The following is a 20,290-nucleotide window of genomic DNA, read 5'->3' as shown; positions in this document are numbered from 1 at the left end:
GCTTTCTGCTGGAGTGTCCGAGGAAAGGAGTTGTCCAAAAGCGCGGGAGGGACCCCGAACTTGATCCCGGCCGCATAAGCACATCCCTGCGCGCTTGAAAAGTCCCGTTCCCTGCGCAATGGGATCGCGCGAGCACTCAGATCGCCCGAATAACGAGAACGACTCGCGCATGATCGATCGCGACAGACTGGAAGCCATTGTCCGTGAAGCGGGCCGGATCGCCATGGCCGGCTGGCCCGGCGACGGCCACGTCCTGGAACATTGGGAAAAAACCCCCGGCAGCCCGGTGAGCGTCGCCGACATCGAGGTGGATTCCTTCCTCAAGCGGGAATTGTCCGGCCTGCTGCCCTCGGCCGGGTGGCTCTCGGAAGAGACGGTGGATTCGCCGGCACGACAGGGGCACGAGCTTGTCTGGCTGGTGGACCCGATCGACGGGACCCGCGATTTCATCGCCGGTCGCACCGGTTGGGCGGTGTCCGTGGCGCTGGTCAATACGCGGCGCCCGCTGATCGGCTTGCTCCATGCACCGGCCCGGGCGCGCGAGGCCGGGGGCGAGTTCTGGTACGGCGAGGCCGGCAAGGGAAGCTGGCGAAACGGCGAACGCCTGCGGGCCAGCCACCGCGCAGCCCTGGCCGGTGCGCGGGTTCCGGCAAAGAAGCTGGCACCGGAGGATGCCGATCTCGTCCTGGTGGACCAGCCGAACTCCATCGCCCTGCGCATGGCCATGGTCGCGGCCGACGAGGCGGATCTCCTGACGACCCTGCGATGGGGCTACGAATGGGACATCGCCGCCGCCGGGCTGATCGCGCGCGAAGCGGGGGCCTCCGTCACTGACGCTTTCGGCAAGCCGCTCAACTACAACAAGCACGACCCTCGCGCTTTCGGGGTGATGGTAAGCTCTCCGGCGATTCACGAGGCGGCGGTGGAGCGGCTGGCCGACCGCGCGCGTCGCTACTCGGCGTAGTCTTTCAGGCCGGAGCCGGTGCCGGGCGCCCGCATGTAAAAAGGGGCCGGACCTTGCGGCCGACCCCTTCCCCGATCCCGCTTTCGCGGAAATCCCTTATCAGTGCGCGGCGGCAGCTTCGTCCTGCGTGACCGGCGTGATCTTGATTTCGACGCGGCGATTCTTGGCGCGTCCTTCCGGGGTGGTGTTGTCCGCCACGGGGTAGTTCTTGCCCATGCCCTGGGTCTGGATGCGCGAAGAGGCCACGCGGCGCATGATCAGGTAGCGTGCCACCGAATCGGCGCGGCGCTTGGACAAATCGAGGTTGTAGGTGTCGGACCCGGTCGAATCGGTGTGGCCGTAAACGTCGATCAGGCTGTCCGGATACTTCGTCATGCTCTGCGCCACGTTGTCGAGCGCGGCCTGGAACGAGGGGCTGATCTCGGTGGAATTGACCGCGAAAGTCACGTCCGGCAGGTTCACCAGGATGCCGTCTCCCTCCTGGGTGACGTCGATGCCCGAACCGGCGGTGTCTTCCTTCAGTTCCTTGATCTGCTTGTCCATCTGGTAGCCGACGACACCGCCGGCCACGCCGCCGATGCCGGCACCGACGATGCGGGCGGTCTTGCCGCCGATCACGCTGCCCAGGAGGTAGCCGAGGCCGGCGCCGCCAGCGCCGCCGATGGCCGTGCGCGACACCTTCTTCTCACCCGTGTTCGGATCGGTGACGCAAGCCGAAACCGCGACAAGCGAAAGCGCGGCAAGGGCGGAGGTCATCAGGCGTGATTTCTTCATGGTCTTCCCTCCTGTTCAGAAACACTTCCAGGCACGTCTGTGTTATAGTGCACATGAATAACAGATGGCTGATCCCGGCGAAACGATCACTGTCCGCTTGGGTTCCCGCCCGCGTCGGTTCCATCGTTTCTGTCCAAGCGGTGTTTCCCGCCCGTGACGATTATGTCCAAGCGCAACACGCGCTTCGCACTTGCGGCGATTTCTGCTAGCGCTGAGGTACTGTGACACCATTTCCCTGGACCGACCTCCTCATCATCGCCGGCCTGATCCTGCTCAACGGCCTGTTTTCCATGTCCGAGCTGGCCATCGTGTCCGCACGCTCCGCGCGGCTGAAAGTCTCCGCCGACAAGGGCAGCGGCGCCGCGCGCACCGCGCTCGAACTGGCGGCGGACCCCGGCAAGTTCCTCAGCACCGTTCAGATCGGCATCACCCTGATCGGCATCATCGCCGGCGCCTATTCGGGTGCCAGCCTGGGCGGTCCGGTGGGCGAACGGCTTGCCGCGATGGGCGTTCCGGCGCGCTTCGCGGGCGAAGCCGGCTTCACCCTGGTCATCATCGCCACCACGTTCGCCAGCCTCGTCGTGGGCGAACTGGTGCCCAAGCAGCTGGCGCTGCGCATGGCCGAGCCGGTCGCCATCGTCATGGCCCGGCCCATGGCCTGGCTGGCCCGGATCATGGCGCCCTTCGTGTGGCTGCTGGACAAGTCCTCGGGCCTGATCCTGCGCCTCTTCTCCATCCGCGGCGGCGGCCAGGAACAGCTCACCGCCGAGGAACTCCAGATGATCTTCGCCGAAGCGACCCGTTCGGGCGTGATCGAGGAGGAAGAGCGCGCGATGATGACCGGCGTCATGCGCCTGGCCGAACGGCCGGTTCGCGAACTGATGACGCCGCGCAACCAGATCGACTGGATCGACGTCAACGCCAGCGAGGAAGCGCTGCGCGCCAAGATCGAATCCTCGCCGCATTCGATGCTGCCGGTGGCCGAGGAAGGATCGCCCGACAATATCGTGGGTATCCTCAAGGTGCGCGAGGCCCTGGCCGCGCTCGTCGAGGGGCGCCCGGTCGCGATTGCCGCGATGATGAAAAAGGCCGAGGTGATTCCGGACCAGCTCGACGCCATGGACGCCCTGCGCAAGCTGCAGCTGGCGGAAGTGACGATGGCGGTGGTCCATGACGAATACGGCCATCTCGAAGGCCTGGTCACCACCTCCGACATGCTGGCCGCGCTCGCCGGTACATTCGTGGGCCACCAGGACGAGGGCGACGAGCCGATGGTCGTGGAGCGCGAGGACGGTTCGTTGCTCGTTTCCGGCGCGATGCCGGCCGACGCCCTGGCCGACCGCCTGGCCATGACCCTGCCCGACGACCGCGAATATGCGACCGCCGCCGGCTACATCCTGGCCGCGCTCAAGAAAGTCCCGCGCGAGGGCGAGTTCTTCGCCGACCGCGGCTGGCGCTTCGAGGTCGTCGACATGGACGGCCTGAAGATCGACAAGATACTCGTCTCCCGCATCGACGAAGATGGCGGCGCCGATGGAATTGCCGGAGAGGCATAAGGAAAAGGGCCCCGTGCCAAAGGCAGGGGGCCCTTTTCGATGAATTGAAAGGCCGGCCCCCATGTCATCGCATGGGGGCCGGCCTTTTTCATTCGCGGATCAGCTGGCGCGGCGGACGGCACCCTTGTGCGTGCCGACGGTTTTGCCGCCACGCGGACGGAAGCTGCGCTTGCGCTCGCCTTCCTCGCCACCATGCTCGCGGCGATCGCCACGCGGTGCATCGCTGCGCGGACGATCGTCGCGGCGACGCTCGTCACCGCGGCGCTCGGTACGTTCGCCCTGGGGACGGTCGCCCTGGGGGCGGTCACCATGCGGACGATCACCATGCGGACGATCACCATGCGGACGGTCGCGGCGGTCACCGCGCGGCTGCTGGCTGCGGTTGCCACCACGGCCACCGTCGCGGCGGCCTTCGCCCGGACGACCACGACCGTTGCCCTGCGGCGCGGCCGGAGCCTGGCGCGAGGGCGCGGGAAGGCGCGCAGCCTGCTTCTGGAAGTCCTCGGGCAGGCTGAGAGCGGCCAGCTTGACGCGGGTCAGCTTCTCGATGTCGCGGATATAGGGCTTCTCGTCCGGCGCGACGTAGCTGATCGCAACGCCATCGGCGCCGGCGCGCGCGGTGCGGCCGATGCGGTGGACGTACTGTTCGGCAACGTTCGGGATTTCGAAGTTGTAGACGTGGCTCACGCCGCTGACGTCGATGCCGCGGGCGGCGATGTCAGTGGCCACGAGCACGCGCACGGTGCCCTGGCGGAAGCCGCCGAGCGCGGCGGTGCGCTGGGCCTGGCTCTTGTTACCATGGATCGCAGCGGCAGGAATGCCGGCCGCGACGAGATGGCGGACCACGCGGTCGGCGCCGTGCTTGGTGCGGGTGAAGACCAGTGCGCGGTCGATCGCGCCGTGCTCGGCCTTCTCGGCAGCGTCTTCGGCCAGGCCGTCACGCAGGCTGATGGTCAGCAGCGCCTGCTTTTCGGCCTGGTTGATGAAGGTGGCATACTGCTCGACGCGCTCGGCCGTGGTCGACTGCGGGGCGACTTCGACCTTCACCGGGTTGTTGATGAACTGCTTGCCCAGTTCGGCGATCGCCTGCGGCATGGTGGCCGAGAAGAACAGGCTCTGGCGCTGCTTGGGCAGAAGGTTCGCGACCCGCTTCAGCGGAACGATGAAGCCGAGGTCCATCATCTGGTCGGCTTCGTCGAGCACGAAGATCTCGACATGGCGCAGCGTCAGGGCGCGGCTGTCGATCAGGTCGAGCAGGCGGCCGGGGGTGGCGACGAGAATGTCGGTGCCGCGCTCGAGCGCACGTGCCTGCTTGCCGGCAGGCACGCCGCCGAAGATGCACTGGACCGAGAGGTTCAGGAACTTGGCATAACCGCGCATGTTCTCGGCGATCTGGGCCGCGAGTTCGCGGGTCGGCGAGAGCACGAGCATGCGGCAGCCGGCATTGGTGCGCGGCTTGGGGTCGTTCGCCAGGCGGTGCAGCGAAGGCAGCGAGAACGCGGCGGTCTTGCCGGTGCCGGTCTGCGCGATGCCGAGGATGTCACGACCTTCGAGAAGCGCGGGAATGGCCTGGCGCTGAATCGGCGAAGGATCGGTGTAGCCCTTGGCCGCGAGCGCACGGAGGATCGGCTCGGCCAGACCAAGTTCGGAAAAATAGGACATGTGTCACTTTCACAAGGTGCGGGGCACGCGGAAGGTACTTGGCCCGCGCACACAGCAAGGTGTCGTTACGGGCGACCCTGCGTGAAGAAGGAAGCTGGTTCAAAGGGACAACCGCTCGTCCGGGCCGGTCCGCATCGGGACCTCACGCTGCTCACGGATTGCGGCAGGGAAGAACCCTACGCGCCGGTTGTCGGGGTGCATTTAGTGCATGTTTCGGGAAAACGCAAGATAATTGCTTTACTGCCTCTTCCCCGGTCCCGACCGCGGCCCCGGCCCCGCGCCGATAGCGCGGTACAGGGGCCTTAGCTGGTGAACAGCGCCTTGCGGATCACCGCGTGAACGCCGTAGTTGCCATTGACGATCTGCGACACCCCGAAGTCCACGCCGACCGACAACAGCGAGATCGCCTCGTCCTCGGTCAGCTGCTTGGCCGTCATCAGGAAACGGCGGGCCTTGCGGAAGGCATCGCGCATGGCGGCGTCGATCGAGGATTGCTTGTAGACCTCGCTCTGCGCATCGTCGCCCAGTTCCTTCAGGTAGTTCGGGTGGCTGAAGCCCATCACCACCCACTCGGTCTCTGTCTCGATCAGCGGATAGTCGACATCCCTGAGCTGCTCCATCAGCCCCGCCGCCTTGTGATGGATCACCTGGACAAGCCCGGTCATCGAGCATTCGATGGCCGTGCCGCACAGCTCGCTGTCCCCCTGCGACGCATGGGGATCACCCAGGGACAGCAGCGCACCGGGCACCTGCACGGGCAGGAACACCCGCGCGCCCGGCCCGGTCCGCCAATTGTCGAGATTGCCGCCGAAACTGGCCGGAGGCACCGAATCGACGAGGCCGTTATAAGCAGGCGCCACCGCGATCACGCCGAAATGCGGGCGGATCGGAATCTCGACATTGCGCAGAACGTCGTAATTGCGCTCGATGGAGGCGGGATCGACCGGGACTCCAGGATAGTCATAGCGCGCATGAGTCACGCCCGAGGGGTCCACCTGCGGCGTCCAGCGATAGGAGTAGACCGCGTGCGCGGTCGGCAGGCGGCCTCCTGCGGCTTCCACTTCGTAGATCGTCACGACCTCGCGCATCTTCGGCTCGGTCAGCAGGTCGTTATAGTGGAAGCCCCAATAAGTGGCCGCGTTGGAGCCGAAGCATTTGCCGGCAAAGCGCGGATTGCCGCTGGGGCGGGGCTTGAGGTCCAGTATCCGCACTTCGACGAGATCGCCGGGCATGGCTTCCTCGATGTGGATCGGCCCGGTGCAGATGTGCACGCCGAAGCCCTCGCCCGGACCGCGGCCGACCGCGCTGGCATCCATCGGCCCTGCCCCGCGCCGGTCCACCGCCTTGCCGGTCTCGTCCCAGCGGTAGACGCTCTCTACCCCCGGATCCCCCTCCACCATGCGCTCATGATCGTCGTTGGCATGGTGAGTCAGGGCCTCGATCGTCACGAAATCGCCCGAGCGGATGTGCAGGGCGGGTTTCAGGTCCTTGCTGAGATAGCCCCAGTGAATGGTCTCGGGCGTGGCGGGCAAGTGATGGTGGCGCGAAATGCCGGTATCGCCCAGCAGCGCCGGCCCCATCGGCGCTTCCGCCAGCCCGGCGGCCTCCTCGCCCTCACCCGTCAGTTCCGGCTCGCTCTCCATGGTCTCGACCCGCGCGGCCCGCTCCTTGCGGCCGGGGCGACCGCGGCGCAGCAGCTCGACCGCCTCCTGCTCCTGCGGCGGCGCCTTGCGGTATTCGCGGGGCGAAATGCCGTACTGCTCGCGGAAAGCGCGGGAGAACGAGGCGCTGTCGTTGAAACCCCATTCGAACAGGATGTCCGAAATCGACTTCTGGACGTGCAGCGGGCTGCGCAAGTCGAGCCGGCAGCGTTCGAGCCTGCGCACTTTCACATAGTGCCCGAAGCTGTCGTTGATCGATTCGAACAGCTTCTGGAGATAGCGCGGCGAAATCCCGTGCTCGGCGGCGACCTGCTGATAGCTCAGCTCGGGGTCGGAGAGGCGAATCTCGATGGTCTGGAAGATCCGCTCCAGCAACGCAGCGCGCATGCCCGCGGCGCCGCCCATGGCCTTGGCGGGGGCGTTGTCGAGCAGGCTGGTGACGAGGAATTCGGGAAAGGCCAGCTCGATCGGTCGGGCCTGGTCGGTGGTGATGTCCGAGATCGTGTCCGCCAGCGAGCGCAACATGCCCGAGAACACCCGCGCCGTGCCGCTTTCCGTTGCGATCTTGCGCGGCGGGCCGCTGATCGGGGTCTTAAGCCGGGCGCTGAGTTCGCTGTGCGGCACCTGCACGATCAGGCTGCGATTGTCGCCCGAGAACGACAGGTGTACCGGGCTGTCGCCCCGGCCGCAGATCATCTCGCCGTCGGAAAGGCGCAGTTCCTGCTCGGAATCGCGCACGGTGGCGGTGCCGTCCAGCACCAGGGCCAGCCAATAAGTGGCAGGGCGATCGCGAAAGTCGATGGTCCAGGATTGGGGCGTGCCGGTGACGCGGATGAAGTCGATGCCGGTGCTGGCGCGAAACTGGATCAGTTCGCCGTAGAGGGTGGCGTCGTCCGCCTCGTCCAGCGTCAGCGAAAGCCGCTTGAGCGCAAAACGCCAGGCGTCGCGCCTTTGCTCCTTGGGATAGACATTCGTCGTTATACGCAAGCGGAAACCACCTAGAAGCGGGTGGCACCCTTCCCTGTCGGGCGACCAATTTCGGGGGCTTTGGCGACCTTTATGACAAAGGTCTATCGGCCGCCGCCCCCCTCGGCAAGAGTGCGCGAAAGAGCTATTCGAAGGGAGTCTCATTCCCGTACACGCTGGTGCCTCCCGCCGCTGCGGGCGCCTCGCCGCGGCCGCAGACGGCCAGCATGGTGAGGGCATAGACAAGCGCGCTGGAGGCCATGTCCGCCGGCGTCGGCCGCCAGCGCGGCATGCCGGTGGTTACGGCGGGTACCCGGTGCATGTTGAACACGTTGTGGTCGCGCCACATGCTGGAGAACACCGGGTGCGCCGGCTCCAGCGCGGTGCCGCGCGCCAGCCGCGTGGCGGCATCCACGGCACCGACCAGCGGCGCCACTTCGGAAGGCCGCGCCTCGAATCCGTGGCGCACGACCATGGGCTCCACGTCGAAGTCCTGCACGTCCACGCCGCGCATGGCCTCCATGATGCCGTGATAGGCATCGGCCGCCTTCTGGCGCGGGTTGAGCGAGACGTCGATGTAGAGCGCGCAGACTTCCGTGCCCGCGCCGAAGTCTATCGGCATGCCGCCGCGAACCGAGGCGATCTGGACCTTGGGGTGGATCGCGCCGCTGGCGGTTTCCATGATGGAATCGGCCTCGAACTTCAGGCCCCAGGCGTGGAGCGCCTCGATCACCGCGCCAAGGCGGTAGATCGGGTTGGGATGCGCGCGGGGATCGACGGGAGCGTCGAGGATCGGGGAGAACACGCCCTGCCCGAAGATCCGCACGCGATAGAGCGCATAGCCGCAGCCCTGCCAGGTCAGTCCGAAGTCCGTGCCTTCCGCGGCAATGACATAGTCCGGCGCGACGCCGCCGTGGTGGAACAGGTAATGCGCGCCGATGTCCTTGCCGTTCCAGCCGATGCCGGAAAACTCCTCGATCGGCTCAGGGCCGATCTCTCCCGGGCAGGCGGTGAGCCAGGTCTTGCCGGAAAGGCCGATCCCCGCCTTCTTCAGCGCCTTGGCGGCGATCAGGAAGCAGGACATCGGGCCGCGATCGTTGCTGATCGGATAGCCGCGAAGTCGGCCGTCCTCGTCCAGCCAGCACTGCGTCCACTCGGGATCGGCCAGGGTGGAATCGCGGTAGCGGAACTTGTCGTGCTCGGGCAGGCCGCTGGGCGATTCGGTGTCGAGGTGAGCGGTAAACAGCAGGTTCGCCCCGCGTCCCCCTCCCCTTACCGAGCCGCCGTACTCGCCGATCACATTGGGACGTTCCGGCGTGGCCCCGACTTTGCGGGGGTTGAAGCCCTCCTTCGCCATCCAGGCGTGGACGAATTCGGCCGCCGCCAGTTCCTCCCGCGATCGGCTGGGGATGTTGCCAAGGGTGAGCGCCAGTTCGACCAGCTCGTCGCTGTCGATGGCGGCGGCGATGGCGGCGCGTTCCGCCTCGCTCACGGCGTAAGGCGCCTTGGCGGGATCGGCGAAAGTCGGGACGGGATCGGGCATGTCGGCCAAAGTCGGGGCTCCGTGTATGATCAGTGCGCGGCGGCGAAAAGCGGCCCATCCGCATCCGCGCCTTCCGCCTCCCGGCCGTAACGGGGGAGCAGCATGAGCAGCAGCGCCCCTGCCAGCAGCGCGGCACCGACACCGACAAGCGCGGGGCGGTAGGAATGGCGCGCGTCGAAAACCAGGTCGAGCAGGATCGGCGTCGTCCCCTGCGCGGCGATGACCGCCGAATACATCGCGCCGATCACCGAACCGAAGTGCCTGGTGCCGAAATAGCGGGCGATGAAGTAAGGCAGCGCGCCGAACTGGCCGCCGAGGCCGATACCGAGCAGCGCCCCGCCCGCGATCAGGAGCGGCATGCCTTGCGCGGTTTCCAGCAGGACCAGGCCCACAACGGCCATGAGATACATCGGCACGGCCACGCGCGGGGTCTGGATCTTGTCCATGATCCGTCCCGTGGCGATCTGCCAGCCGGATGTGACGAGCGCGAAGACGCTGACGACCGCCGTGCCCGCCGCCACCGAGAAGCCGCGGTCGGAGAGGATCGGCACGACATGGCTGAACACCGCCGTGGTGCCGCCCGCCCCGGCCGCCAGTGCCAGCAGGATCAGCCAGAACATCGGCGTCTGCGCCGCTTCGCCAAGGGTCATCCCCTCGCGAAGGCGCATGGTATCGGCCGCGCCCGAAGCGGCCCGATCGCGCAGCAGCACGAACAACAGCGGCAGGGCCACCACCAGCATGAAGGCGCTGATGCCAAGGTAGCCGGCACGCCATCCCCAGGTCTGCACCAGCACCGCCGCCATGACCGGCAGCACCACCGAGCCGATCCCGCAGCCGCCGCCCGCGCTGATGCCGAGCGCGGTGCCGCGATTCTCGTCGAACCAGTCAGCGATCACTTTCTGGAAGATCGGCGTCCCCGCCATCGCCCCGAAGGCCGCGAGCACGGTGAACGTGGCGTAGAACTGGAAGAGGCTGCCGTTGGTCAGGGCCAGCGCCGCGATGGAAAGCGCCAGCCCGAAGGTGCCGACGAGCAGCGTCGTGCGCGCGCCGGCCCGGTCGATATGACGGCCGATCAATGGATACGTCACCGCGCCCACCAGGGCGAGGATGCCGAGGACGCCCGAGATACTCGCCCGGCTCCAGCCGAACGTCTCCGACAAGGGCACCAGGAACAGCCCGAAGACCGCGTGGACGGCCGGAGTCACGCTCACGGAATTGCCGAGCGTGCAGGCGAACAGCACGCCGCCCTTCGATCCGCGGGGGGGAGTGGTCACGGTCATGGGCGGCGGCTCCTGATTGGGATGGGGGCGGCAGGGCTCGGTGAAGCGACTCAGACCCGCCAGGCGTTCTCGACCGCGCCGGTGGTGGTCAGCAGGACGCAGTTCTTCTCCATCGCCGAGAGCGAACTCTCGTGAAGGCCCGGCTCGTAGGCGGCGCTGGCATCGGAAACGAGGAACACGTCGTAGTCGTGGTGGAATGCCGAGCGCGCGGTCTGGTCCACGCAGCAATCCGTGGAGAGGCCGCAGATCACCAGCGTCTCGATGCCCCGCGCGCGCAGCTGCGCATCGAAGTCGGTGCCGTGGAAACCGTCGTAGAGCAGCTTGGCGATCTCGATGTCACCGGGCTGGGGGAAGATGCGGTAATAGTCCGCGCCGCCGTCCTCGGCGCGGCAGATCGCTTCTCCGCCCGGCTGGCCGCGCCGGACCATCAGCGTCTTGAGCGCCCGCGAATCCGTTTCGGCGCTGGTGACGACGCGCATCAGCGCAACCGTGGCCCCGGCGCCGCGTGCCGCCGCCACCAGCTTCTCGCAATTGTCGATCGCCGCATCGGCGGATGAGAGGTCGACGCCGTAGCCGCCGAGCAGGCCGTGCGGCGCCGCGAAATCGACCTGGATGTCGATGACGACCAGGGCCGTCTTCGCAGGATCGATCATCGCCGCCAGTGCGGCCGGATCGACATGCGGCAGGTCTTCGGTGCACGAGTGCGGCATCTGGGGCGGGATCTGGGCCATCGACTCAGCCCGCCACCGGCGCGGCGACCTTGCCGGGGAAGCGTTCGCGCAGGGCCGGCAGAATCTCGGCGCCGAACACCGGCAGCCCCTTCAGGTAATCGTCGAAAATCAGCATGAGGCCGTCGGTGCCCGAGGCTTCGAGCAGTTCGCCGAGCTGTTCGGTCACGCTTTTCGCACTGCCGACGATCTGGGCGGACATGAACGAGCTGCGCGCCTTGCGGGTGAAGTCGTTCTCCTTGCCGATCTCGGCATCGAGGAAGCCGTAAGCGCGCATCATGCCCGCCAGCGCGCCTTCGTCGAGCCCGGCGGCATAGTGTTCGGCGCGGGCCTTGGCCGCCGCATCGCTGTCGTCGATCACCAGGGTCATCATCGAATACGTGCGGATGTTGCGGCCATATTCGGCGGCGATGATCTTGGCGCGGTCGCTGTTCCTGGCCAGTTCCGGCGCGGTGCCGCCCGACAGGAAGATCGCATCCATCTCTTCCGAGGTGAGCCGCATGCCGATCTCGGAAGATCCGGCGCAGACCAGGAATGGCCGCTGCTCCGGCTTGGGCCAGGATTCGCAATCTTCCAGAGTGAAGTAGTCACCCTTCATGGTGACAGAATCCTCGCTCCACAGCGCCTTCACCGCGCGGACCCATTCATAGGCGAGATCGTAGCGCTGGTCGTGATTCACGTCCTCAGGCCAGGCGCCCATCTGCGCGAACTCACCCTTGTAGGAGCCGGTCACGACATTCAGCCCCGCCCGGCCGCCGCTCACCTGCTGGAGCGTCGCCATCATCTTGGCGGCGACGGCCGGATTCTGGAGCAGGGTGTGCAGCGTGGTGACGATGCGGGTCTTGCGCGTCACTTCGCTGAGCGCGGCCATGAGCACGATCGGATCGAGCGAGGAATCCCAGTGCTTCGTCTCGCCGCCATAGCCGCGGAACTTCGACATCGACATGATGAAGTCCATGCCGGCCGCCTCGGCCAGCACGGCGCACTGGCGGTTGTAGGCATAGGAGCCGTCAAGCTCGGGCTTGTTCTTCGACAGGATCCAGCCGCCGTTGGCGACCGGCAGGAACAGGCCAAGGTCCTTGCCGCCGTTGTCCGAAGGAAGTCCGAAGGGCGTCATGGGAAACTGGTTCATCGCGTCCTCTTGTTGGCCTGTCGTCTGGGGGCGGGCCCCCGGATCCGGATCTGGTCCGGCACCGCTCGAAGTCAGCTTAGGGATGCCGCCGAAGGCTTCTTGATTGGCAGCGCATGTTCTGTTGCCGGCCGCCCGATCAGATCCTCCACCGCCGCGCGCATCGGCATGGCCGGTGCCGCGCCCTGGCCCAGGGTGCAGAGCGCCGCGGCCACGGTGGCATAAGGCAGGGCTTCCTCCAGGCAGCGCCCCTCGTCGAACAAGGCCGCCAGCGCGCCGCAGAAGCAGTCCCCCGCGCCGATGGTGTCTACGGGTATCACCGGTAGGGCGGGGACGTGGAGCTGCCCGTCCGCGCGCACGGCCAGCGCGCCCCCGGCGCCGAGCGTGACGATGACGGTCTGCCCCTCGCGGCAGAGCAGGCCGCGCGCGGTCTCGGCCACGGCGACCATGTCATCGTTGACCGGCGCCGCATCCAGGCCGAGGAATGCCGCCATCTCGTGCTGGTTGACGATCAGGATGTCGACATGCTCGAACAGCGCCCTGCCCTCGATCACGGCCGGGGCGGCATTCAGGATGCGGAGCGCCTTTGAACGGGCAAAGACCGGAAGCAGCGCCGAAACCGGCACTTCCAGCTGGGCCAGCAGCACGCCTTCGGCCACGGGCAGGGCATCGCGCAGGCGGGCGTTGGCGCCGGGCACGACGATGATCTGGTTCTCTCCCAGCGAGTCCACGGCGATATAGGCCGTGCCGGTATCGACGCCGGGCAGCGTGGCGACGCCGCTGACATCGATGCCGTCCGCCTTGAGGCGCGAGAGCATCCAGCTGCCCGAATCGCCCTCCCCCACGGCGCCCACCATGCGGGTCTGTGCGCCCATCCGCGCCGCCGCCACCGCCTGGTTCGCGCCCTTCCCGCCGGGCAACCGTGCCGTTGCCGTGGCCATGACCGTCTCGCCGGGCCGTGGAAGATGGTTCAGCGACGTGATGATATCGAGATTGATCGAACCGAAGATGTGAACTGCCAAAGCTGCCACCCCAACTTGCTCACGGCGCCAAGCCGTTCCGCGCCCTTGCTTTCCTCATGGGCTGCATGGCGCCTTTGGACAGGTCAAGCGCCACCCGCCGCCGTGCGCGCTGCCGCAACAATTGCGGTTGCCAGCGCAAAGAGCGCGGATTGGCCCGGATCCTACAATGCGCTTGATCGAGGCCGCACCGGCCTGCAGCAATCCTCGCCGCAAAGCATGATCGGCGCAATCCTGAAGGACATCGAAGATGACGAAATGGCTCATCACGGGCATCGGCGGCGGCCTCGGGCGGGCCGTGGCGAAGGCGGCGCTGGCGCGTGGAGACTCGGTGGTCGGCACCACGCGCAGCGTGGGAGACGCGGCGTTCGAGGCGCTGGCACCGGGCCGCGCCCATGTCCTCTCGGTGGACCTGACCGACGATGCTTCGGTTCGCGCTGCCGTCGCCCGGGCCGAGACGCTGACCGGCGGTATCGACCGCCTGCTCAACAACGCCGGCTACGGCCTGGTCGGGGCGATCGAGGAAGTCTCCATCGACGAGGCGCGCGATCTGTTCGAAATCAATGTCTTCGGCGCGATCCGCATGATCCAGGCAGTGCTCCCCGCCATGCGGGCGCGGCGGGCGGGCCATGTCGTCAACACTACTTCAGTGTCCGGCCATGCGCCCTGGGCGGGTACCGGCGTCTACGGGGCCAGCAAATATGCGCTGGAATGCGTGGGCCAAACCCTTGCGCAGGAAGTGGCACCCTTTGGCATCCGCGTGACCAATGTCGCGCCCGGAGGGTTCCGCACCGGATTCGCGGCCTCGGGCCTCAAGGTCGCGGCGAAGGACATCGCCGATTACGAGGACGGCGCTCACTTCGCGCGCCGCAGCCTCACCGCGGGCGCTGGCGCCGAAAAGGGCGATCCCGCGCGCGGGGCCGAGGCTATCCTGGCCGCCCTCGACGCAAAGGAGCCCCCGCTCCACCTGTTCCTGGGCGAAGACGCGCTGCACTACGCCCGCGACCAGATCGCATTCGTGGGACAGCAGATGGACGCTTGGGAAACGCTTTCGCTTTCCACCGCGTTCGAGCCGGCCTGAGGGAGGAGCGGCAATCGTCAGCCGCTCATGCCGGATGAGAGATCCGGGGCCCGGGGAGCTTACCGCGCCCCGCCCCGGGCCGTCGTCACTTCCGGGATTTCGGCTGCGGCAGGGCTACGTCGGTGGCATCTGCCTTGGCGTCGGCGTCGGCCTGCTGGCGGCGCTGCTGGTCGAAATAGGCCTTCTCGGCTTCCTCGACGCGCTTCTGCTGGGCGGCGGCATCTTCATCGATGGTGGAAAGGCGCTTTTCGCGCTCGGCCTCGATCAGCTTGCTGAACTGCACTTCCGAGCCGTTCTTCCTTTCGGAATAGGCCTGGTTGATCAGCTTCTGGGTGCAACCCGAAGCGCCGCCCGCGCCGACCGGCGAGCAGCTCATGTTGCCGAAAGCGCCGACCGTCTCATAAGCCTGCACTTTGTTGCTCCAGGCTTCCGACTGCGGCCGATCGATGCCGCGCAGCGGCTCGGGAATGCGGAAGCGCTCCGCCTCCGCCTTGCGCGCGCAGACGGTGATCTCGTTGCCGGAAGAGGCAGGGCAAGGGTCTTCGCCGTAGACGATGAGCTGGTTCACCTTCTCGTCGCCCGAACCCAGATCGTCCGTGGCAACCTGGGGCGCCTGCGCCAAGGCGGGCATCGCGCCCATGGTCAGCCCGCAGGCGGCGCCGAAAGTGGCCAGGGCTGCGGCAGTCGTCAGGAGGCGCGTCATGGAATTGCTCCAGCTTTGGTCGATGGCTTCGCGGTGCCACAAGATGGCCGCGGCAGCCTTGAACGGTATCCTGGAGCAATTCCGATCCGAATGCATCGGATCCACTGCACCAGGCTCCTGGTTTGTCGCGTTTTCCGAGTCATCGGGTGATTCCACCTGATTGGAGAACGCTCCAAGGTAACATGCCGCCCTTCTTGGTCGACAGTATAACGTGCGGATTTCAGATTCTTTCCGAGAGCTTGATCGCCACCCGGCAACCAAGACGGATCGCGTTGAACAGCAGGGGATAGGCCGGTGCCTTTTCCGCGCCTGCCGCCAGCGCGGCATCGCGGTGTTCGCGTTCCTCGTCCCGGAACTTGCGGATCACGTCGCCCAGTTCGGGATCCTCGTCGCCCAGGTCTTCGATCTGCTCGCTGTAGTGGCGGTCGATCTCGGTTTCGATCGCGGCGGTGCAGGCCATGGCCGCTTCCGGCCCGATCAGCGCCGTCGCGGCGCCCAGCGCATAGCCGGCCGCCGACCAGACGGGCTGAAGCAAGGTAGGCCGCACGCCCCGCTCGGCGATCATCGCGTCGAACCGGGCCTGATGCTCCGCCTCCTGCTCGGCCATGCCGGCGATCTCGGTGGAGTGCGGCGCGCGCGCGCCCATCACCGCCAACTGGCCCGCGTAAATGCGCGTCGCGCCGAATTCACCGGCCTGATCGACCCGAATCATCCGCGCGGCCTTCGATGACGTCATGACGGAACCTTGCGGCTGCGGGCGACGAGGCCGAACACGGCCAGCGCACCCAGGGTGGAAATGAGGAAGTTGAAGCCCGCCAGCGAAATGCCGCCCAGGGTCCAGGGCGCGACGTCGCAGCGGATCACCGGCGCATTGAGGATCGCATCCATCGGGTCCACCCCGGCCGCGAAAGGCGTGGAAGTGCAGGCGGTCATGCCCTGCCACCAGCCATATTCCACGCCGGCATGGTAGCCGCCGATCAGGCCCGAAGTCAGGATGCCCACCGCGGCCACCGCCACCAGCGGACGGACCGGACGCCAGAAGAACGCCAGCGCCGCGAAGACGATGGCGAACATGTGCGGATAGCGCTGCCACCAGCACATCTCGCAAGGATGAAGTCCGAAGACATACTGGCTGACATAGGCCCCGCCCAGCAGGACCACGGGTACGGCCAGCGCAAGCGCGCGGGCGGCGCGCAAGGGAGCGGCAACGGCAACGGTCATGACGACGGCCTCAGTCCTTCTGCGCGGTCTTGGGCACGGGCGGAACCGTGGCGGGCGGCGCGGTATAGCGGGCGAGCGCCGGCTTGCCCGCGGTGCGGCGCAGCGTGTCGATGGCGTAAGTCAGCTGGAAGTCGTCGATGCCCTGCTTCTTCAGCTCTTCGGCAGAGGCCTTGAAGCGCGGATCGTCCGCCTTGTCGGTCTCCAGTTCCTTGTCGTCCAGCGAGGCCTCGTTGATGAGGTGGCCGCGAAGGTCGGATTCGCGCACCGCCCGTTCGGCCCGCAAACGCGCATCCGGGTCGGACAGCTGCGGCACCTTGATGTCGGGCAGGATGCCGCCCTCCTGAACCGAATGGCCCGAAGGGGTGAAGTAGCGCGCGGTGGTGAGCTTCACGGCGCTGTTCTTGTCCAGCTGGATGAACGACTGGACAGAGCCTTTGCCGAACGTACGCTCGCCCATGACGACGGCACGATGCTGGTCCTGGAGCGCGCCGGCGACGATCTCGGAAGCCGAAGCCGAACCCGCGTCGACCAGCACCACGATCGGCATGCCCTTCACGGCATCGCCCTTGAACATCGTTTCCGCGCGGTAATACTGATTCTCGCTGGCGATGCGGCCGCGCTGCGACACGATCACGCCCTTGTCGAGGAACAGGTCGGACAGCGCCACGGCCTCGTCCAGCGAACCGCCGGGGTTGGAGCGCAAGTCGAGCACCAAGCCATCGAGCTTGGTGCCCTTGGTCGCGGCCTGCTTCTTGAGATCGGCAATGCCCTTGTTCACGAAGTTGCCGACATCGCGCGAGAACTCGTTCACCGAGATCACGCCCACGTCGTCCTTCAGTTCCCAGGTCACCGGTTCCAGTTCGATCACGCCGCGCGTCACGGTGACGTCGAAAGGCTTGTCGCGGCCGGGACGGTAGATCGTCAGGCGGATAGAGGTGCCGGCCTGGCCGCGCATCTTCGACACTGCCTCGTCCAGGTCGCGCTCGTAATAGAGCACGCCGTCGAGATGAGTGATGTAATCGCCCGCCTTGAGCCCGGCCTTTTCCGCGGGGCTGCCCTTGAACGGCGAGACGATCTTCACGGCGCCGTCGTCCTCGACCACCGAAAGGCCGAGTCCGGTATAATTGCCGTCGATCATCGTCTCCAGCCGCTGCAGCGAGGGGCCGTCGAGGTAGTTGGAGTGCGGGTCGAGACTGGCCAGCATGCCGTCGATCGCGCCCTTGATGAGCTTGTCGTCGTCAACCTGGTCTACGTAGTTCGCCTTGACCAGTTCGTAGATCGTGAAAAGCTTGCTGAATTCTGGATTCACGCGGCTGTCCACCGCGGCAAGACCGGACGTCGCCGCAGGAAGGACGGCAACGGCCGACACCAGCAGGGCAGCGCGCATCAGGGGTGCGAATTTCATCGGGCTTAGGGGCCTTTTCGTGGGTCACGCCGGCCGGGGGCCGGGGAATTCCTGACTGTAATCCTACAGGACCGCGCGCACAATTGCCAAGAACGCGCAAACCTGTCGCGAGGCTAGAGGATCGAGAATGAACGCGGCAGGAATGGAGAGGCTGCCGCGCGCCGCGAAGGAACGTTCATAGCGAACGGATATATTGTAGAGGATTCACCGCTTCGCCCTGCCGCCGCAGTTCGACCATGACGCGCGGATCGCGCGGCCCCGTCGTGCCGATGGGCGCCCCGGCCACCACCTGGCGGCCCACGTCCGCGTCGAGCCGCGTCAGCCCCGTGATCAGCGAGGTCCATCCGCCGCGATGCTCGATGATGACGATCTGCCCATAGCCGCGATAGGGACCGGCAAATGCGATGCGCCCGGCGGCCGGTGCCACCACTTGCGCGCTGCCCCGTGTCGCCAGCGAAAGTCCGCGCGAAGGCGCCTGTCCCGGCAGGACTTCCCCGAAACCTGTCACCAGCCGCCCCGTCACCGGCAGCATGTAGCTGGCCAAGCCTTCGGGAACGGGCACGAATTGCGAAGCCTCGATCACCCGCGTTTCTTCCGGACGCAAGGGGCGCATCGTCGGGCCGGGCAGCGCCGCGAGCTGTTCGCGCAGCGCGCCCTGCTCGCCCATCCGGTCCACCAGATCGCCGAGATCGCGGGCCTTCTCCGCCAGGGCGAGCGCCCGTTCGCCCTCGCGCGCGGCAATGCCGCTGGCCTCGCGCCCGGCAAGGCGCTGGCGGGATTCCAGAATGGCCAGGGCCTTGCGCCGCTGGCGCATCTCGCCCTCCATTTCCGCAAGCTGCCGTCCGGCCGCCCGCGCCTGCTGCTCCAGCGCACGGCCCCGTTCGATCTCGCTGCGCAGCCCGCGGGTGCGACGCTCGACTTCCGGCAGCATGGTATCGAGCAAGGCGCGCAGATAGACCGCGTCGCGCACCGAACCCGGCCGCAGCACGGCCAGGAGCGGCGGACGGCGCGACAGGCGCTGGAGCGAACCCGTCAGCCGCGCCAGCGGGGCCTGCTTTTCCGCCAGACGCTCGCGCAAGTCGATGCGCTCGATGGCGATGAGCCGGACCTGGGCGCGCTGCGCAGCGATTCCCGCTTCGGTTTCCTGAATGCGCGCGGCGACAGCGGCGGTTTCCCGCGCGGTCCGTTCGGCCTGCTCAGTGACATCGCGGGCCCGGGCTTCCAGCTTTTCCGCGCGGCGGCGCGCCGCATCGCCCTCCTTTCGGGCGACGAGCATCTCGCGCTGTGCCTGGGTCGCGTCCACCGCCGGGTCGAGCACGGCCAGCGCCCCGGACTGGGTCAGCCCCTGTCCGGCAAGCACGGCCGTTCCGACTGCCAGGGCAGCGGAGGCAGTGACGATGAAAGTGCGCGGTCCCGGCTTCACGCGGGGATGATTAGGGCAGCGCGAGTCCCGCGGAAAGAGGAAACCTTGCGCTTTCCTGGGAGATATTCGGCCTGCGACGACCGAAACCGATGGCCGCCGCCGTGCCTCTCGCTCAGCCCGAACGGTGGTACGGATGCCCCGCCAGAATCGCGGTCGCGCGCCAGAGCTGTTCGGCCAGCATCGCGCGGGCCATCAGATGAGGCCAGGTCATCTTGCCGAAGCACAGCAGGTGATCGGCCTGGGCGCGGGCCTCGTCACCGTGACCGTCGGCCGCGCCGATCAGAAAGCGGCATTCGCGCACGCCTTCATCCCGCCAGCGCCCGAGCAGCGCGGCGAATTCTTCCGAACTCATGACTTTGCCGCGCTCGTCCAGCAGGACTTCGCGGAAGGGGGTCTGCACCGGCGGCGGCACTTTACCGCCCACGTCCGGCAATTCGCTATGCCGGAAGGGCCAGGTGAGCCGCTTGGCATAGCGATCGAGCAGTTCCGCCTCCGGCGAACGCGCGATCTTGCCGCGGGCGATGATATGCAGAAGCATGGGTGCCCAATCTCAGGCGCAAAAAACGCGAAATGCGGCAACCACCGGCGCAGCCTGGGCGGCGCGCCGCGAGGTTCAGCCGGATCCCGGCCGCACTCAGCGGCCGGGTGATCCCAGTCCGTTCCGATCGGGACCCGGGGCCGTTACCGCCTGAGCCCATGAAGGCTCAAGCCGCATTCGGCTCAGGCCGCGCCCGACGGTCCGTCGAAGCCCCACATCCGTTCAAGGTTGTAGAAGCTGCGTACTTCCGGACGGAAGAGGTGAACGATCACGCCACCTGCGTCGACCAGAACCCAGTCGGCTGCCGGCAGACCCTCGATGCGGGAATGACCGAAGCCACCCTGCTTGAGGCGTTCGCCGAGTTTCTGGGCCATGGCCGCCACCTGGCGGGTCGAACGGCCCGAAGCGATCACCATGAATTCGGCGATCGTCGACTTGCCGGCGAGGTCGATGGTCACGATGTCCTGCGCCTGGTCGTCATCCAGGGACTGCAGGACGAGGGCCAATTGCGGGTCGTCTGACTCGACCATGGCCGGGGGCGTTGCGCCGGTTGAAGCCGGCTGTATCTGTGCCTGTGGCATCTTAAGTAGGGTCTGCTCCTTTCAGCGACCGACCGGGCCGGGCATGAAATGCCCTG

18 protein-coding genes are annotated in these 20,290 nt (G+C 67.1%); 3 read left to right on the top strand and 15 right to left on the bottom strand.

The window, feature by feature from the left end; all coding sequences use genetic code 11:
* Nucleotides 1-169: 169 nt before the first annotated feature.
* Nucleotides 170-964: a 3'(2'),5'-bisphosphate nucleotidase CysQ gene (locus EDF58_RS08115; protein ID WP_132264376.1), complete on the top strand. Its 795-nt coding sequence runs from the start codon at nt 170-172 to the stop codon at nt 962-964.
* Nucleotides 965-1,063: 99 nt separating this feature from the next.
* Here EDF58_RS08115 and EDF58_RS08110 read toward each other — a convergent pair whose 3' ends face one another.
* Nucleotides 1,064-1,738, bottom strand: coding sequence for an OmpA family protein (locus EDF58_RS08110; RefSeq protein WP_132264374.1), 675 nt, complete (start codon nt 1,736-1,738; stop codon nt 1,064-1,066).
* Between the two features lie 221 nt (nt 1,739-1,959).
* Between EDF58_RS08110 and EDF58_RS08105 the strand changes: the two genes are divergently transcribed.
* Complete coding sequence (locus EDF58_RS08105) at nt 1,960-3,294, top strand: hemolysin family protein (RefSeq protein WP_132264372.1); 1,335 nt, start codon at nt 1,960-1,962, stop codon at nt 3,292-3,294.
* 99 nt (nt 3,295-3,393) lie between these two features.
* Here the strand turns inward: EDF58_RS08105 and EDF58_RS08100 are convergent, their stop codons facing one another.
* The 7 genes from EDF58_RS08100 to EDF58_RS08070 all read right to left on the bottom strand — a co-directional run bounded on the left by EDF58_RS08100 (nt 3,394) and on the right by EDF58_RS08070 (nt 13,294).
* Nucleotides 3,394-4,956 (bottom strand): DEAD/DEAH box helicase, encoded by a 1,563-nt coding sequence (locus EDF58_RS08100; RefSeq protein WP_132264370.1) that lies wholly within the window; start codon nt 4,954-4,956, stop codon nt 3,394-3,396.
* A gap of 302 nt (nt 4,957-5,258) precedes the next feature.
* A complete protein-coding gene (locus EDF58_RS08095; RefSeq protein WP_243654132.1) occupies nt 5,259-7,604 on the bottom strand; it encodes an acetamidase/formamidase family protein in 2,346 nt (781 codons plus the stop codon).
* Between the two features lie 124 nt (nt 7,605-7,728).
* A complete protein-coding gene (locus EDF58_RS08090) occupies nt 7,729-9,126 on the bottom strand; it encodes a peptidase M20 (RefSeq protein ID WP_132265268.1) in 1,398 nt (465 codons plus the stop codon).
* A gap of 29 nt (nt 9,127-9,155) precedes the next feature.
* Nucleotides 9,156-10,406: an MFS transporter gene (locus EDF58_RS08085; RefSeq protein WP_132264366.1), complete on the bottom strand. Its 1,251-nt coding sequence runs from the start codon at nt 10,404-10,406 to the stop codon at nt 9,156-9,158.
* A gap of 50 nt (nt 10,407-10,456) precedes the next feature.
* Nucleotides 10,457-11,137, bottom strand: coding sequence for an isochorismatase family cysteine hydrolase (locus EDF58_RS08080; protein WP_243654131.1), 681 nt, complete (start codon nt 11,135-11,137; stop codon nt 10,457-10,459).
* Between the two features lie 4 nt (nt 11,138-11,141).
* On the bottom strand, nt 11,142-12,266 hold the full coding sequence (locus tag EDF58_RS08075) for an LLM class flavin-dependent oxidoreductase (RefSeq protein ID WP_132264364.1): 1,125 nt from the start codon (nt 12,264-12,266) through the stop codon (nt 11,142-11,144).
* 71 nt (nt 12,267-12,337) lie between these two features.
* Nucleotides 12,338-13,294 (bottom strand): ribokinase, encoded by a 957-nt coding sequence (locus EDF58_RS08070; RefSeq protein ID WP_243654130.1) that lies wholly within the window; start codon nt 13,292-13,294, stop codon nt 12,338-12,340.
* 238 nt (nt 13,295-13,532) lie between these two features.
* Here EDF58_RS08070 and EDF58_RS08065 point away from each other — a divergent pair, with 238 nt between their 5' ends.
* A complete protein-coding gene (locus tag EDF58_RS08065) occupies nt 13,533-14,363 on the top strand; it encodes an oxidoreductase (protein ID WP_132264360.1) in 831 nt (276 codons plus the stop codon).
* A gap of 85 nt (nt 14,364-14,448) precedes the next feature.
* On the opposite strand, the gene EDF58_RS08060 is transcribed toward EDF58_RS08065, so the two are convergent.
* The 7 genes from EDF58_RS08060 to rsfS form a co-directional block, all read right to left on the bottom strand.
* The gene (locus tag EDF58_RS08060; protein WP_132264358.1) at nt 14,449-15,066 is read right to left on the bottom strand and encodes a hypothetical protein; all 618 of its coding nucleotides are present in this window, start codon (nt 15,064-15,066) and stop codon (nt 14,449-14,451) included.
* Nucleotides 15,067-15,286: 220 nt separating this feature from the next.
* Nucleotides 15,287-15,802: a demethoxyubiquinone hydroxylase family protein gene (locus EDF58_RS08055; protein WP_132264356.1), complete on the bottom strand. Its 516-nt coding sequence runs from the start codon at nt 15,800-15,802 to the stop codon at nt 15,287-15,289.
* On the bottom strand, nt 15,799-16,287 hold the full coding sequence (locus EDF58_RS08050; RefSeq protein ID WP_132264355.1) for a disulfide bond formation protein B: 489 nt from the start codon (nt 16,285-16,287) through the stop codon (nt 15,799-15,801). The genes EDF58_RS08055 and EDF58_RS08050 overlap by 4 nt, the downstream gene beginning before the upstream one ends.
* 10 nt (nt 16,288-16,297) lie before the next feature.
* Nucleotides 16,298-17,692: a S41 family peptidase gene (locus EDF58_RS08045; protein WP_132264353.1), complete on the bottom strand. Its 1,395-nt coding sequence runs from the start codon at nt 17,690-17,692 to the stop codon at nt 16,298-16,300.
* 175 nt (nt 17,693-17,867) lie between these two features.
* The gene (locus EDF58_RS08040; RefSeq protein ID WP_132264351.1) at nt 17,868-19,115 is read right to left on the bottom strand and encodes a peptidoglycan DD-metalloendopeptidase family protein; all 1,248 of its coding nucleotides are present in this window, start codon (nt 19,113-19,115) and stop codon (nt 17,868-17,870) included.
* Nucleotides 19,116-19,227: 112 nt separating this feature from the next.
* A complete protein-coding gene (locus EDF58_RS08035; protein WP_132264349.1) occupies nt 19,228-19,653 on the bottom strand; it encodes a 23S rRNA (pseudouridine(1915)-N(3))-methyltransferase RlmH in 426 nt (141 codons plus the stop codon).
* A 182-nt stretch (nt 19,654-19,835) separates the two neighbouring features.
* On the bottom strand, nt 19,836-20,183 hold the full coding sequence (gene rsfS / locus EDF58_RS08030) for a ribosome silencing factor (protein ID WP_132264347.1): 348 nt from the start codon (nt 20,181-20,183) through the stop codon (nt 19,836-19,838).
* Nucleotides 20,184-20,290: the final 107 nt, after the last annotated feature.

Source organism: Novosphingobium sp. PhB57 (assembly GCF_004342985.1).
GTDB lineage: Bacteria > Pseudomonadota > Alphaproteobacteria > Sphingomonadales > Sphingomonadaceae > Novosphingobium.
Note: the sequence above shows the minus strand (reverse complement) of the source record. Positions and strands in the feature narration are given on the sequence as shown.

What these genes read in the sequence shown, in the direction of transcription:
- EDF58_RS08115 (WP_132264376.1), top strand. Translation starts at nt 170, where the DNA reads ATGATCGATCGCGACAGACTGGAAGCCATTGTCCGTGAAGCGGGCCGG.
- EDF58_RS08110 (WP_132264374.1), bottom strand. Translation starts at nt 1,738, where the DNA reads ATGAAGAAATCACGCCTGATGACCTCCGCCCTTGCCGCGCTTTCGCTT.
- EDF58_RS08100 (WP_132264370.1), bottom strand. Translation starts at nt 4,956, where the DNA reads ATGTCCTATTTTTCCGAACTTGGTCTGGCCGAGCCGATCCTCCGTGCG.
- EDF58_RS08090 (WP_132265268.1), bottom strand. Translation starts at nt 9,126, where the DNA reads ATGCCCGATCCCGTCCCGACTTTCGCCGATCCCGCCAAGGCGCCTTAC.
- EDF58_RS08085 (WP_132264366.1), bottom strand. Translation starts at nt 10,406, where the DNA reads ATGACCGTGACCACTCCCCCCCGCGGATCGAAGGGCGGCGTGCTGTTC.
- EDF58_RS08080 (WP_243654131.1), bottom strand. Translation starts at nt 11,137, where the DNA reads ATGGCCCAGATCCCGCCCCAGATGCCGCACTCGTGCACCGAAGACCTG.
- EDF58_RS08075 (WP_132264364.1), bottom strand. Translation starts at nt 12,266, where the DNA reads ATGAACCAGTTTCCCATGACGCCCTTCGGACTTCCTTCGGACAACGGC.
- EDF58_RS08065 (WP_132264360.1), top strand. Translation starts at nt 13,533, where the DNA reads ATGACGAAATGGCTCATCACGGGCATCGGCGGCGGCCTCGGGCGGGCC.
- EDF58_RS08060 (WP_132264358.1), bottom strand. Translation starts at nt 15,066, where the DNA reads ATGACGCGCCTCCTGACGACTGCCGCAGCCCTGGCCACTTTCGGCGCC.
- EDF58_RS08055 (WP_132264356.1), bottom strand. Translation starts at nt 15,802, where the DNA reads ATGACGTCATCGAAGGCCGCGCGGATGATTCGGGTCGATCAGGCCGGT.
- EDF58_RS08050 (WP_132264355.1), bottom strand. Translation starts at nt 16,287, where the DNA reads ATGACCGTTGCCGTTGCCGCTCCCTTGCGCGCCGCCCGCGCGCTTGCG.
- EDF58_RS08045 (WP_132264353.1), bottom strand. Translation starts at nt 17,692, where the DNA reads ATGAAATTCGCACCCCTGATGCGCGCTGCCCTGCTGGTGTCGGCCGTT.
- EDF58_RS08035 (WP_132264349.1), bottom strand. Translation starts at nt 19,653, where the DNA reads ATGCTTCTGCATATCATCGCCCGCGGCAAGATCGCGCGTTCGCCGGAG.
- rsfS (WP_132264347.1), bottom strand. Translation starts at nt 20,183, where the DNA reads ATGGTCGAGTCAGACGACCCGCAATTGGCCCTCGTCCTGCAGTCCCTG.